The sequence below is a fragment of the Paenibacillus sp. VMFN-D1 genome (assembly GCF_003386155.1).
GTDB lineage: Bacteria > Bacillota > Bacilli > Paenibacillales > Paenibacillaceae > Paenibacillus_AQ > Paenibacillus_AQ favisporus.
The window spans coordinates 1-15,279 of the sequence record NZ_QRDU01000006.1; the positions used below are offsets into that span (position 1 = coordinate 1).

At 58.6% G+C, this 15,279-nt stretch carries 8 protein-coding genes; 7 read left to right on the plus strand and 1 reads right to left on the minus strand.

Annotated features, from left to right (window positions below; translation table 11 throughout):
- The coding region (locus tag C7820_RS28730) for a carbohydrate ABC transporter permease (RefSeq protein WP_147306313.1) at positions 1–825 on the plus strand (825 nt) is incomplete at its 5' end.
- Positions 826–875: 50 nt separating this feature from the next.
- Positions 876–2,483: a type 2 periplasmic-binding domain-containing protein gene (locus tag C7820_RS28735; RefSeq protein WP_116233974.1), complete on the plus strand. Its 1,608-nt coding sequence runs from the start codon at positions 876–878 to the stop codon at positions 2,481–2,483.
- Positions 2,484–2,589: 106 nt separating this feature from the next.
- On the opposite strand, the gene C7820_RS28740 is transcribed toward C7820_RS28735, so the two are convergent.
- On the minus strand, positions 2,590–4,890 hold the full coding sequence (locus C7820_RS28740; RefSeq protein WP_116233975.1) for a helix-turn-helix domain-containing protein: 2,301 nt from the start codon (positions 4,888–4,890) through the stop codon (positions 2,590–2,592).
- Between the two features lie 186 nt (positions 4,891–5,076).
- Here C7820_RS28740 and C7820_RS28745 point away from each other — a divergent pair, with 186 nt between their 5' ends.
- The 5 genes from C7820_RS28745 to C7820_RS28765 all read left to right on the plus strand — a co-directional run bounded on the left by C7820_RS28745 (position 5,077) and on the right by C7820_RS28765 (position 15,251).
- On the plus strand, positions 5,077–6,465 hold the full coding sequence (locus C7820_RS28745) for an alpha-L-fucosidase (protein WP_116233976.1): 1,389 nt from the start codon (positions 5,077–5,079) through the stop codon (positions 6,463–6,465).
- A gap of 83 nt (positions 6,466–6,548) precedes the next feature.
- A complete protein-coding gene (locus C7820_RS28750) occupies positions 6,549–7,835 on the plus strand; it encodes an alpha-L-fucosidase (protein ID WP_116233977.1) in 1,287 nt (428 codons plus the stop codon).
- A gap of 193 nt (positions 7,836–8,028) precedes the next feature.
- On the plus strand, positions 8,029–9,348 hold the full coding sequence (locus C7820_RS28755) for a glycoside hydrolase family 125 protein (protein ID WP_116233978.1): 1,320 nt from the start codon (positions 8,029–8,031) through the stop codon (positions 9,346–9,348).
- Entirely contained in the window at positions 9,345–12,482 is a 3,138-nt protein-coding gene (locus C7820_RS28760; protein ID WP_116233979.1) for a beta-galactosidase, read from the plus strand. The genes C7820_RS28755 and C7820_RS28760 overlap by 4 nt, the downstream gene beginning before the upstream one ends.
- A gap of 12 nt (positions 12,483–12,494) precedes the next feature.
- Entirely contained in the window at positions 12,495–15,251 is a 2,757-nt protein-coding gene (locus C7820_RS28765; protein ID WP_116233980.1) for an alpha-mannosidase, read from the plus strand.
- Positions 15,252–15,279 lie beyond the last annotated feature (28 nt).

The following is a 15,279-nucleotide window of genomic DNA, read 5'->3' on the forward strand; positions in this document are numbered from 1 at the left end:
GTGTTCTACCCGCTGGTGTACATGGTCAGCGCCTCCATCAGCGACCCGAAAGCGGTCGGGTCCGGGGAGATGTGGCTGTGGCCGAAAGGCATTACGTTTGACGGCTACAAGCGGGTGTTCGAGAACACAAGCATCTGGACGGGGTACGGCAACACGATTCTGTACACCGTGGTCGGAACCGCGATCAACCTGCTCGTGACGCTGCCGGCGGCGTATGCGCTGAGCCGCAAGGACTTTGTCGGCCGCAACTTCTTTATGGGTATGTTCATGGTCACGATGTTTTTCGGGGGCGGCCTGGTGCCGACGTATCTCCTGGTGAAGCAGCTGGGCATGGTCAACACGATGTGGGCGATCGTCATTCCGTCGGCCGCGTCGATCTGGAACATCATCGTCTCGCGGACGTTTTTCCAGAGCTCGATTCCGAAGGAGCTGCAGGAAGCGGCGCAGATCGACGGGTGTACAAACATGCGGCTGTTCGTGAAGATCATCCTGCCGCTGTCGATGCCGATCATCGCGGTCATGGCCCTGTTCTACGGGGTGGGCAACTGGAACAGCTACTTCTCGGCGCTTATTTACCTGAACGACTCGGCGAAATACCCGCTGCAGCTGGTGCTGCGCCAGATTCTGGTGCTGCAGGAAATGGCCGCGCAGGGCGGAGGGGCGATCGACGCCTCCACGGCGGCCGCGATGAACAACAAGGCGGAAATCGCCGCCCTGGTCAAATACGCGGTAATTATCGTTGCCACCATCCCGGTCATCGTCATTTATCCATTTCTCCAGCGTTACTTTGTGCAAGGTGTTATGATTGGTTCCGTAAAGGGCTGATCCTGCCTGCTTAGAATCGACATCAAGTCAAAAAGGGGAGTTTGTAAAACATGAAAAAGCTTCGCAAGGCGTCATCTATTCTGCTCTGCCTCACCGTATCCGCCAGCCTGCTGGCAGCCTGCGGTTCCAACGGCGACGGGGGTTCCTCCTCAGCTGCCGGATCTGCGGCCGAAGGAGTTAAAAAAGAAGGCTTCCCGATCGTGGACAAGCCGCTCACGCTAAAAGTGATGTCCCAGGATGCGGGCGTGGCCGATTGGAACAAAATGCCCGTGCTGCAAGAGATGGAGAAATTGACGGGCATCCACCTGGAATACCAGCTTTCGCCGATCGACAGCTTTGAGACGAAAAAGAACCTCGTATTCGCGAGCGGCGACTTGCCGGATATATTCTATGCGGCGGATCTGAAACCGGCGGAGCAGGTGACCTACGGCAGTCAGGGCGTTCTGATCCCGCTCGAGAAATATATCGACGAAGGCTATGCGCCGAACATCAAGAAAATTTTCGACGAGCATCCGGATATCCGCAAGTCGTTTACGACGCCTGACGGGCATATCTACGCGCTCCCGAACATCGATCTGTCGGCGGTATGGTACCGCAGCCCGATGTGGTATAACGGAAAGTTCCTGAAGGCGCTGAACGTGACCGAGCTGCCGAAGACGACCGACGAGCTGTACACGCTGCTGAAACGCTTCAAGGACGAAGATCCGAACGGCAACGGCAAAAAGGACGAAATTCCGCTGACCTCGGTCAAGCTGGACGACCTGCGCATGTATTTCCTCGGCTTCTGGGGCATCTATGACGAAGTGATCTACGCCGACAAGGACGGAAAAGTGCACTATACGCCGCAAGAAGAGGGTTACAAGGGCTACCTGACCTTCATGAATAAACTGTGGAAGGAAGATCTTCTGGATCACGAGACGTTCTCGCAGACGCCGGATCAGAAGAAGGCCAAGGGGCAAAACAACCAGATCGGCGTGTTTAACGACTATTACCCTTACTTCACGCTGGGCGGCGAGCCAAGCTCGGACAACCCGCTCATGACGCCGGTCGCCAGCGAAATTCCAGGAACGCCGGTCTACGGCAAGCATCCGGGCATTTCGGCCAACGGCACGTTTGCGATTACGAGCAAAGACCCGAACCCGGAAGCGACGATGCGCTGGATCGACTACCAATACGGTTATGACGGAGCTACGCTGTTCAGTCAGGGACCGGAGAATACGCTGTGGAAATACAAAAACAAAGAAACCCATGAGAAAGAATGGCTGCCGGTACCGGGCGGCGGCGACCGTGAGGAATATCGCGGCACACTGACGCCGAACTACGGCATTCTTTCGCCGGGCATGAACTCTGCGGAATTGACCAAAGGACTGAAGAGCGACTTTGACCGCTTCATTGACAAAGAAAACGCAGAGAAGCTGACGCCGATCGGCAAAACGCCGTTCCCGAACGTCTATTTGACCAATGAAGAGCAGACGGAAGCAACGGCACTGTTGTCCGACCTGAACACCTATGTTCAGCAGATGGAAGCGAAGTTCGTGACCGGCCAGGAGCCGCTCTCGAACTGGGACAAATACGTCGCGCAAATCAAAAAAATGGGAGGCGACCGGATCGCCGAGCTGTACCAGGGCGCTTACGACCGCTGGAACTCGGGCAAGTAACCGGATCATCCGCACCATGCAAAAGCAAATAGCCAACATCGCCCTGCTGCGCAAGCGGCAGGGGAGTTGGCTATTGCTTTAAGAAGAAGCGGGAAGAGGCGCTGCCTCATTCCTCGTCCGGATCGGAAGAAGCGGGAGGCTGGCCGGTTTCGGAGAACAGCTTCCGGTACTGCCCCGGCGTGTAGCCGGTCTCCTTCTTGAACTTCCGCGTGAAGTTCGGGGTGTCCTGGTAGCCGACCCGCAGAATGATGTCCTTGAGCGGATCGCTGGTCGTCCGCAGCTGATGAATCACCTCTTCGAGGCGCTTCTGCCAGACGTACTGGATGAAGTTCAGACCCATCTTTTCCTTGAACGACCGGCTGACGTGGGACGGCGAGATGTCGAATTCAAAAGCGACGCTCTCCAGACTCAGCGTATGGTCGGTGTAATGCCCGTCGATGTAAGCGACGATCCGGTCGATCATCGACTGCTCTTCCTTTTGGTTATTCCGCTCGACCTGGCTGCAGATCCGGGAAGCCAGGCTGAGCAGACCGCGTTCGACTTCTTCGAGCGAGCTGCTGTACACCATGCCCGGAGGCACGTCCTGCAGCACGCTGTGAATGCCGAGCTCGGATGCGGTCTTGAGGATCGTGTTGAGCAGGTCGAAGCAGACGCAGCGCATCAACATCGCCGATACCTCGGCCACCTGCAGGTCCTGCACCGACGAGGAGACAATTTGGGCGGCAACGTCGTAGCTGCCCTGCTTCAAGCTCTGGGACAGCTTCATCAGCGTGTTGTTTGGCACCCAGGCCGTATGGTCCGGCGTGTAGGACAGCTTCTCGAAATACGTGACGCTGCCTTGGCCGGTGGTCGCCCGCAGCTCGAAAGCCGAGCAGGCTTCGATGAAGGACTGGTTCAGCTGGTCCGGGCTCGGATAGCTGGTGCCGACGCCGATCATCGGAAAGACGTCGAAGGATTCGAGCAGACAGCCGCGGACCGCCTCGACGATCTGGTGCATCCGGTTGAACTCCTCGGCACCTTCTTCCGGATCGAAGCAGATGATGAGCCCCAGCTGGTCCAGCTGCGGAAGCTCCACGCCATAGCCGAGAGCAGCCAGCTCAGGGAATTCGATCTGGGTCAGCAGCCGGATCATTTCGGTGCGGTCCTGACGGTCGCTTTTCTCCTGCTCTGCCGGCTCCGACCCGATGACCATCACAAAGTACCGTGACCGGTCAAAATGAAGGTCGAACGCCTCCCGCAGCTCCGGCGACAGGCTCTGGGCGCTGCCGTACTTCAGCAGCATCGACAGGAAGTGGTTGCGGGCGAATGGCTCCTGCAAATCGATCCGCGAGCTGTATTCCTGAAGCGCGGTGCGGATCCGGTCCAGCTCGTTGCCGGACGGCGTCTTGCCGCTCTGCGGCCGCTTGGCCGGGGAGTTGGTGGAGGCAAACTCCACGAGCATCGAGATCGGCTGGTACTGCATGCGGGCAAGGAGCAGCGCGATGGCCGCGCCGACTAGGACGACAATGATGAACAGCATGATGATAAAGCTCCGCACGTGCAGAACGCTGCTGAAAAATTGCGAGCTCGGCATGGCGGTAACGTAGGTCCAGCCGTTATTGTCGGATTTGACCGAAACGATGGAATGCGCCTTGCCGTTAATGGTCCGTTCGTGAATGCCAGGGGACAGATTGATCAGCGACTTGGCCTCGCTTCCGGTGAGCGCTTCGCCTTGACGGTTGTCCACCAGAATGCGGCCTTCGTTGTCGAGAATATACGTCAACCCTTGATAGCTGCCGAGAATGGAATCGATCAGGCTGGTAAGCTCGGATTCGCGGATCAAATACATGACCGTTCCGTGCGGCGTCGGACTGTTGGGTGTAATCGGAATCAGGTACGCGAGCATCGTTTCTTTTAAACCGGAAGCGTTGCTGACCGTATCGGCGGGACGCATCTCCGGATACTGGCCCTCATCGAGATCTTTGAGCATCCGGCTCTTGTCCCAGCTCTGAAAGCTGAACTTTTTGGCGAATACATCAAGATTGTACAGGCCGTTGCTGGAATAGATTTTCTCATCCTTATGAAAATAGAGGAAAATTTCGCCGATGATCGAGCTGGTTGCCTTGTACTGATCCAATGCCTGAATGGCGTCTCCGCTCGTCAGCGGGTCATGGACCCGGTATTTCGTCAGCCTCTCGTCGTAGGAGACACGGGAAGCAATTTCGCTGAGCTCCTTCATCCGCCCGTCAATGATCACTTTGGTCTGGGTCAGTTGATCCAGCCGGGAGTGCTCGATCTCGGACCGGAGGTTCGTCACAGCGTTTTCATAAATAAAGATTGTCATGAGGATCAAGGGAATCAACAAGATAAACAAATAGGACCAGATATATTTCAAAAACAGCTTGGACTTGAAGTAATTTTTCTTCAACAATTCTGCCTCCCGTTAACCGTAATGCGTCTGATCAAGTTCCATGATACCAATATTTCGGGCTTTTGGACATAGAGAGAAAAACGAACGAAGTCGAAATATGGAGAATTTTGTTGATAAGAAGGCGCGGTTTAGCGGCGGGCAGCTCAATCTATGATAAAAATCCGAATCAATGGAGGGTGTAAGATGAGCGAAATCAAGCAGGTCCAGGAAGAACAGGAGTCCGTCGTCGTGGAAGGCGTCCACAATTACAGCAGTGAAGAGCATTGGGTGAAACCTGAGGACCCGCTGCTGCTGGAGCGCCTGGAGTGGTTCAAAGACCAGAAACTGGGCCTGATGATGCACTGGGGGCCTTATTCCCAGCTCGGATTGGTGGAATCCTGGGCGCTGAGCGACGTGGATGAGGAATGGTCCAGAAACGAAATCGACTGGGACATCGATGCGGAGGAGCTGAAACGCGAGTATTTTGCCTTGAACAAAACGTTCAACCCGCTCCGTTTTCAGCCGGAGCTGTGGGCGGATCTCGCCGCCGAGAACGGCTTTAAATATTTAAACTTTACGACCAAGCACCATGACGGGTTCTGCATGTGGGATACGAAGACGACCGATTACCGTATTACCGGGCCGGACTGCCCGTTCCATACGCACAAATACGCGGATATCACCAAGCAGCTGTTTAACGCTTTCCGGGAAAAAGGGCTCGGCATCTCCGCCTACTTCTCCAAAGCGGACTGGCACACTCCGTATTACTGGGCTCCCGGGATGAAGCCGGGAACAACGACATCCCGCGGGCCGACCTACGATCCGAAGGAATATCCGTGGCTGTGGGAGCAGTTCGTCCAGTTCACGCATGAACAGATCATGGAGCTCATGACGAATTACGGCCGGATCGACGTGCTGTGGCTGGATGCCGGCTGGGTCAACGATTATCGGGATCAGAACATCCGGCTTGGCGAAGTGGTTGAGCGGGCGCGGAAAATTCAGCCATGGCTGTTGTCGGCAGACCGCACGGTGGGTGGACCTTACGAAAACCTGATCACTCCGGAACAGACGCTGCCCGAACGCGCGCTGAGCGTACCTTGGGAGAGCTGCATCACGATGGGATCGGCCTTCTCCTTCCGTTATGAGGACGACTACAAGACGGTCCGCCAGCTGATCCATCTGCTGGTTGAAATTGTTGCTAAGGGCGGCAATTTGGCGCTCAATGTGGGACCGCAGCCGGACGGACGGATTTCCAAAACGGCCATCTCCCGCATCAAGGGCATGGGCGCATGGCTGAAGGTACACGGCGAAGCTATTTATGGCACGCGCATTTGCGAGCCGTATTCGGTCGGCCGGGCCCAGTTCACCCAAAAAGGCGACACGACCTATGCCTTTTACCTGTACCGGGACGAGCACGAAGAGGTTCCAGCGGAACTGCATCTGCCGTTGCAGCAGCCGTTCAGCCGGATCGATCTCGTCGGCGGAGCGGACAACCTGGAATTCCGGCGCAAGGATGACGGCGTTGCCATCCGCCTTCCGGAGAAGGAACGCGAAGGGCTGGCGCCGATCGCGCACGTGTTCCGTATCCGCTAAGACAGCGGGCAGGCACGGCATAAGGGTATAGATCCAAACACCGCCTATAATCAACCGAATACAACGCGAAAGGTGCGACCGATATGCAACCATGGTTTGAAAACGCAAAGCTGGGGATTTTTATCCACTACGGCATTTATGCCGTCGACGGAGTGGCTGAGTCCTGGTCCTTTTACAACGGACACATTCCCTATGAACAATACATGAAGCAGCTGGACGGATTTACGGCGTCGAAATTCGATGCCGAAGCGTGGGCCGACTTGATCGAAAAGTCCGGCGCCAAATATGCGGTGCTGACGACGAAGCACCATGACGGGGTAGCACTCTGGGATACGAAGTACAGCGATCTGAACGTCATTCAGAAAACGCCGGCCAAGCGGGATATCGTTAAGGAGTACGCGGAGGCCATCCAGAAGCGCGGGATCCATCTGGGCATGTACTATTCCTTGATCGACTGGTCCCATCCCGACTATCCGAGCGTCTATGAAGGGGGCAAGGTGCCGGAGGATTTGAGCACGGCCAACCGCTTCTCGAGCCCTCAGGACGGCGTTCAGGACGAAGAGCGCTGGCAGAAGTTCCTCGAGTTTAACAACAACCAGCTGCGGGAAATTTTGACGAACTACGGCAAGGTCGATCTGCTCTGGTTCGACGGGGACTGGGAGCGCAGCGCCGAGCAGTGGAACCTGCCGGCCTTTAAGGAATATTTGCACACGCTGAATCCGGACATTATCATCAATTCCCGTCTGCAGGGCCACGGCGATTATAAAACGCCGGAGCAGGGCATTCCGATCACGAGACCGGAGGGGCCGTGGGAGTTCTGCACGACGATCAACACATCCTGGGGCTACGTTCCCACGGACAACAAATACAAGTCGCTGAACCAGATCATTCGCATGTTCTGTGACTGCATATCGATGGGCGGCAACATGCTGCTCGATATCGGGCCGCGGGAAGACGGCACGATCGACAAGCGGCAGGAAGATATTTTGCTCGGGTTGGGCGATTGGATCCGCACTCACGAAGAGGCGGTGTTCGGCACAGAGGAAGGCATCATGACCCGTTATTACCTCGGAGGCAGCACGGTGTCCAAGGACCGCAAGACGCTGTACCTGTTTGTTTATGACGATCCGAAGGAAAACGTCTGCCTCAAAGGGCTGTGCAACCCGATCAAAAAGATCACCGTGCTCCACTCGGGCAAAGAGCTCTCGCATGAAATTCACGGCGGGGTGCCGTGGTTCAACATTCCAGGAACGACATGGATTCACATGACCCCGGAGGACACCCATGAGCAGGTAACGGTGCTGAAGCTGGAGTTCGACGAAGAGCTGGAAATGTACGGCGGATCCGGCGCCGTCGTGACCCATAACTGACGGATGGACCGGACGCTATAAGCGGACTAAGCGGACGAATCACGGGGAGGAACGCCTTGCACTTTACACGGCGGGGCCTCCCCTCTTTCGGGTAAACGGACAGGATTCGGGGGCCAAAGGTAATAATGGCTTAGCCGCATCGTCTTAGGATCAGCCCGGAGCTTATGACCATGTATACAAAAGGAGATCAAGAATGGAACAATTCAGATTGCCTCAAATCAACATGCCGCGGATGGAACTTCCGGCTTCCATTCAGAACGTGCTGGCCGAAGCGGAAGAGAAGCTGGCGCACCGGCCCAAGCTGCTGCAGCTGTTCAAGAACTGTTTTCCCAACACGCTGGAAACGACCACGAAGCTGATGGATGACGGAACAACCTTTGTCATTACCGGGGATATTCCCGCGTCCTGGCTCCGCGATTCCGTGGAGCAGGTCATGCATTACGTGCCCTTCGCCAAAGAGGATGCCGCGCTGCAGCGGATGATCGGCGGGCTGATCAAGCGGCATATTCAGTACATACATATCGATCCGTACGCGAACGCGTTTAACGAGTCGGCGAACGACTGGCACTGGAACAAGGCAGACGTGACCGATATGGGCCCTTGGGTATGGGAGCGCAAGTTCGAGATCGACTCTCTGTGCTTCTCCATGCGCCTCGCCTATGCGTACTGGAAGGAAACCGGGCTGACGGACATTTTCGACGCCGGTTTCAAATCGGCGATGCGGATCATTTACGAGCTGTTCCGGACCGAACAGCGTCATATGGAACAGTCGCCGTACCGTTTTATGCGCAATAACGGCATCCGGCAGGATACGCTGGCAAACGGAGGGCTCGGCATGCCGGTCAACTATACGGGCATGGTCTGGTCCGGCTTCCGCTCCAGCGACGACGCGTGCGACTTTCATTACAACATTCCGGGCAACATGTTCGCCGTGGTTGCGTTGCGTCACATGCAGGAGTTCGCCGAATGGGTGTTCCGCGATACGGGCTTCCTGCAGGAGTTGAAGGCGCTTGAGGAAGATATCCACCACGGCATCCAGCTCTACGGCATCTACCGCCATCCGGAATTCGGACCGATTTACGCGTACGAGACCGACGGGTTCGGCAACTACTGCCTGATGGACGACGCGGGTACTCCTGGTCTGCTGTCTATTCCTTATCTGGGCTATGTCACAGCCGATGATCCGATCTATCAAAACACGAGACGCTTTGCGCTCTCCAAAGCCAATCCGTTCTACTTCGAAGGCCGGGCGGCAAAGGGCATCGGCAGCCCGCATACGCCGGAAGGCTATGTGTGGCATATGGCTTTGTCCATGCAGGGACTGACAGCGGTCACGAAGGAAGAAAAGCTGGAGATGATCGCAACGCTGGAGGCGACGGACGCGGGAACGGGCTATATGCATGAGGGATTCCTTGCCGACGATCCCGCCGTATATACGAGATCGTGGTTTGCCTGGTCGAACAGCCTCTTCTCGCAGCTGGTCTATCAAGCGATGAAAGAAGGGATTCTATGAGCCGGCCGGTCATCATTTTCTATGATTCGGCGTTTCCGGGGATATCGCTTCCTCCGGCTGCGCAGCTTGATGAGCTGCGGCGGATCGGTAAAGTGGTCGATGCCAAAGGTCTTGCCGAAGCGCTGCGGACTGCTGAGGAAGGATGCTTCGTAAACCTGCATGCGCCGTATTTTCCGAAAGACGCATGGGCGGACATTGCCGCGTTTCTAAGACGCGGCGGCGGGCTCGTTAGCGCCGGCGGGGCGCCGTTCCGCCGGCCGGTCCGGCTTGAGGACGGGGCATGGAAGGCGGAGGCGGAGCAGACCGCTTACCACCGGGAGCTGTACATTCATGAAATGCTGCAGGTGGACGCCGCTCCGGTCGCGAGTCTGCGGGCTTCGGAGCAGGTCCCGCTTCTGGCCGGACAGGAGCAGCTGTTTGGCATCAGCGACACGCTGAACCTGGTGCCGCACACGACCCGGAACGCCGATCTGCCGCACCAGATGGGCTCCGCGGGCACGATGAGCACGCAGGTGCACGCGCTGCTGACCGGCGTATCCGCCGACGGCCGCGAGGTGGCCGCTCCGGTGGTGCTGTGGGAGAACTCGCGCGGTGATTTTGCCGGTTCACGCTGGCTGTTCGTGAACGTGCCGCTCACCTCTGCGTTCTGGAGTCAGGGTGGAGGAGAGGCGCTGGGTACCTGGGCAGAGTTTGCGTCGCGTCCGGTCACCGAGCTGTCGCTAAAGACCAATTACGCTGCCTATGAGCCGGGCGATCACGCGGTCTTGACGCTGCAAACGCAGCGGATCTTTCCGATGCGGGCCGCGGTTCGGGATGCCGAGCATTGGACGTTCGCCCTTACGGTAGAGGAGGACGAAGGGGACCAGAAGTGGGAGCACCAGTTTACGACGGGCGTTACGGGCGAGCTGGACTTCGTCCGGATATCCGTGCCGCTTGCGCTTCGCGCCGGGCTGTACCGGGTGGAATGCACCGCTACGTCGGAAGACGGCGAAGTACGGGTGCTGCGTCAAGGCTTCTGGGGGCATGACGCACAGCTGCTTCAGGAAGGAAGCCTGCTGAGCTGCGGGCGGGACTATTTCGTCAAGGACGGCCGGCCGCTGCCGATCGTCGGCATGACGTATATGGCGTCCGATGTGGCCCGGAAGTTCCTGTTCCTGCCGAACAGCGACGTGTGGGACCGGGACATGGCCCAAATGGCGGCTGCCGGCATCAACTGGATCCGTACCGGGGTGTGGACCGCCTACCGCAACATCATGCAGGTCGACGGCCACGCCTCGGAGGAGGTGCTGCGGGCGATTGATGCCTTTATCCTGACGGCGAAGAAGCATGGACTTCACGTCACCTTCACCTTCTTTTCCTTCACGCCGGAGGCGTGGGAAGGGGTGAACCCTTATCTGGACCCGCAGAGCGTGGAGGCCCAGAAGCGGTATATCCGCTCCATCGTCTCCCGCCACCGTCACACGACGAACGTGGACTGGGACCTGATCAACGAACCGTCGATGTTTGATCCGGCGCGGATATTCTCGGCTGGACCGCGCTCCTCGCATGACCGCTATGAACGGGCAGCCTTTGCGGAATGGCTGGAGCGGCGCCACGGCCAAATCGAGCAGCTGCAGGAGCGGTGGAATATGACGCCGGAGCAGCTGCCGAGCTTTGCGGCCGCCGCGATTCCTGAGCCGCAGGAGATCAACTTTGACGTGCAGGATATGCATTCAGGCAAGAAGGGGACGCGCTGGCTGGATTACTGCTTGTTCTCGATGGACATGCATAACCGCTGGGCCCAGCAGCTGTATGACACGATCAAGGAGCTGTGCCCGGATCAGCTGGTCACTGTCGGCCAGGACGAGGCGCTCGGCTCGCAGCGGCCGTCACCGTTCTTTTACCGCGAGGCGGCAGACTATACGACGGTGCATTCGTGGTGGCAGAACGACGATCTGGTCTGGGACGGGATTTTTGCCAAGACGGCCGACAAGCCGAATGTCGTTCAGGAGACGGGGATCATGTACGTCGAGACGGCCGAAGGGCTGGCCAAGCGGAGCGAGCGGGAGCTGCGCAGCATGCTGGAGCGAAAGTACGCTTATGCGTTCTCAACGGGCGGTGCGGGAGCGATCCACTGGATCTGGAACACGAACTTCTATATGGATAACGCGAACGAATCGCATATCGGTGCCCTGCGGGCCGACGGCACGGAGAAGCCGGAGGCGGACGTCTCGTACGAGTTCGGCCGGTTTATGGCCGGAATCCGCGACCTGTTCCGGGACCGTGAATTGGAGGATATCGCCGCGGTGTTCCCGTACTCGAACGACTTCTCGAACCGGAAGTTTGCGAATGAGGCGACGCGTCTGATGACGCGCGTGCTGTCCTATCAGCTGAAGCTGCCGCTGCGGGCCGTGTCCGAATACGACCTGGAGCCGCTGGCGGAGCATCCGGCCAAGCTGATTTTGCTGCCAAGCGCGCACAATATCGAGGACGCGGCTTGGGCGAGGCTGCTTGAGATCGTCCGGAGCACGGGAGCGGTGCTGCTCGTGACCGGGCCGCTCTCGATCGACGCGTATTGGCGGACGACGAAGCGGGCTGCCGGTCTGCTCGGCGACACGGTGATCCGCAACGTACGACGCGAGGAGACGCTGAGTCTTCAGGGCAAGCGGCTGCCGGTTTCCTTCGGGAAGCGGCGCATCGCTGAGGTGAACAAAGAGGTGCTGGCGTCGGGCGACAGCCATGCCGGATCGGGAACGCCTGCCGCCGACGCGGTGACCGACATCCCGCTGGGCGCGGGAAGATTGATCTGGAGCCCGCTGCCGGTTGAGCTGAACGAACGGATTGACACCACGGCCGAGCTGTACCGCTATGCGGTAGAGGCGGCCGGCTGCGCCAGCGGCCTGACCTGGCTGCAGGGCGGGGACAACCCGGGGATTTACGGGCGCAGACTACGGTTTTCCGAAGGCTTTTTATACATTTTCGTATCGGAATATGCGTGGAATGCCCAGATTGAAGTGCAGGACGACGATACCGGAACCGTCTATGCGTTCGAGCTGGAGCAGGAGCGGTCGGTGCTGTTTGCGGCCGATGCGGAAGGAAGAATACAGGCGGTGTACCGCCCGCACGAGGTTCAGATTCAAGTCAAGGAAAGCTAGGAGGAAGAACACATGCCAAACAGCAAAACGGCTCATATTGTATCCCACACCCATTGGGACCGGGAATGGTATCTGCCCTATGAGAAGCATCATGTCCGTCTGATAAAACTGATGGATGCGCTGCTGGACAAGCTGGATGAGGATCCGGAATACCGCAGCTTTTTCCTGGACGGCCAGACGATCATCCTGGAGGATTACCTGCAGGTCCGGCCGCAGCAGCAGGCACGGCTTGAGAAGCATATCCGGGACGGCCGCATCCTGATCGGCCCCTGGTACATCCTGCAGGACGCGTTCCTGACGAGCAGCGAGGCCAATGTGCGCAACATGCTGATCGGGCACAAGGACGCCAAGCGCTACGGCCAGCCGGCCAAAATCGGCTACTTTCCCGACACCTTCGGGCTTGCCGGACAAACGCCTCAGCTGATGCGGCAGTCCGGCATCCACAACGCCTTCTTCGGACGGGGCGTGAAGCCTACGGGCTTCAACAACACGGTCGCCGACGGTGACTACGAATCCTCCTTCTCCGAGCTGGAGTGGGAGGGGCCGGACGGCTCCAAGGTGCTCGGCATCCTGTTCGCCAACTGGTATTCGAACGGGAATGAGGTGCCTGCGGATCCGGGCGAGGCGAAGGAATACTGGCAGCGCAAGCTGGCGGACGCCGCCAAGTACGCCTCCACCGGGGAGCTGCTGTTCATGAACGGCTGTGACCACCAGCCGATCCAGCTCGATCTGCCGGAGGCGATCCGTACGGCGCGCGAACTGTTCCCGGATACGGACTTCGTCCATTCCAATTTCACCGATTATTTGGCGGCCCTCGAATCCTCGCTGGACCGTGAATTGTCCTCCGTCCGGGGCGAGCTGCGCAGCCAGCGGACGGACGGCTGGGGGACGCTCGTCAATACGGCTTCCTCCCGCGTCTACCTGAAGCAGTTGAATCAGCGGGGCCAGGCGATGCTCGAAAAGGTGGCCGAGCCGCTTGCAGCCTATGCCAGCCTGCTCGGTGCGGCGTATCCGCATGATCTCCTGCAGTACGCCTGGAAGACGCTGATGCAGAACCATCCGCATGACAGCATCTGCGGCTGCAGCGTGGACGAAGTGCACCGCGAGATGGTCACCCGCTTCGAGAAAAGCCGGCACGTCGCCGAAGCGGTTGCGGACGACAGCCTGCAGTCTATTGCGGAACACATCGACACTAACGGCTTTGCGGCGTTCGGGCCGGATGCTGTTCCGTTCACCGTCTTCAATACGACCGGCGGCACGCGGAGCGGCACGGTCAGCGTCGAAGTCGACGTGCTGCGCCATTATTTCCGGGAAGGCATTCCGTTCGGCGAAATGAAATCGCGGGTGAAGCAGCTCGAGCTGGCGGACCGGATCGTGGTGGACAGCGAGGGACGGGAGGTGGACTGCACGATCACCGACCTGGGGCTGCAGTTCGGATACGATTTGCCTGACGACAAGTTCCGGCAGCCTTATTTTGCCCGAAAGGTCCGGGTGGAGCTGGAGGCGGCGGACGTTCCCGCGAACGGCTTCAGCACCTACGCGGTCGTCCGCTCGGCTTCCCGAGCCGCTGCATCGGCGGAACGGGCCACGCTTGTCACCGGGGACCGAACCATGGAAAACGAATACGTGTCGGTTCGCATTGAAAACGACGGGTCGGTGACGCTGACGGACAAGGTTAGCGGCCAGATCTACTCTGGTTTGTGCGTTTACGAGGACAGCGGGGACATCGGCAATGAATACATGTACCGCCAGCCGGACGGGGAAACCCCGCTGACGACCCGGAATACAGCAGCCGAGATTACGATTCTGGCCGACAAGCCCTACGAGGCGTCCTTCCGGGTCGTTCATGCCTGGGACATCCCGAAGGGAGCGGAGGAGAAGCTTGCGCAGGAGCAGCAGGAGCTGGTATGGTTCACCGGCCGATCGTCCGGCCGCTCCAAGGAGACCGTCCGGATCGTCATCGAGACGACCTTGACGCTGGAGAAGGGATCACGCGGATTGAAGGTAACTTCCCGCTTCAATAACCAAGCCAAGGATCACCGGCTGCGGATGCTGTTCCCTACCGGCCTTGCCAGCAGTGTTCACCAGGCGGATTCCATGTTCGAGGTGGCGACCCGCGGCAACGAGCCGTCCGCCGAATGGACCAACCCGAGCTACTGCCACCACCAGCAGGCTTTTGCCAGCATCCGGGACGGGCGGACGGGACTCACGGTTGCGAACCGGGGCTTGAACGAATACGAGGTGCTGCAGGACGGACAGAACACGATTGCGGTGACGCTGCTGCGTTCCGTCGGCGAGCTGGGCGACTGGGGCGTATTCCCGACGCCGGAGGCGCAGTGCCTGGGCGAAGCCTATGCCGAGCTGATGATCATCCCGCACGGTCTTGCGAAACCTGAGGCTTCGTATAACGAAGCCTATCAGTTCCAGGTACCGTGGACGGGCGTACAGGTCGGCCTGCATGCGGGCAGCCTCCCGCCGGTTTATCAATGGTTCGGCTGGCAGGGAGAAGGAATAGCACAGTCTGCGGTGAAAAGAAGTGAAGAGACAGGAGACCTCATCCTCCGCTGGTACAATTTGACCTCGAGCGGCAGCGAGCTTGCCGTAACGCCAACATTTGCGTATCGCCAGGCATATCGAAGCAATATTCTGGAAGAGCGGCAGGATGCGGTGGAAGCGGTGCAGCCCGGAGAGGCGCTCCGCGTAGCGGCCGGGCCGGCCGAGATTGTGACGCTGGCCTTGGAGATTGCGGATACCGGCAGTATAGATTAACGATCGATACAGGTTAACGATCGATACA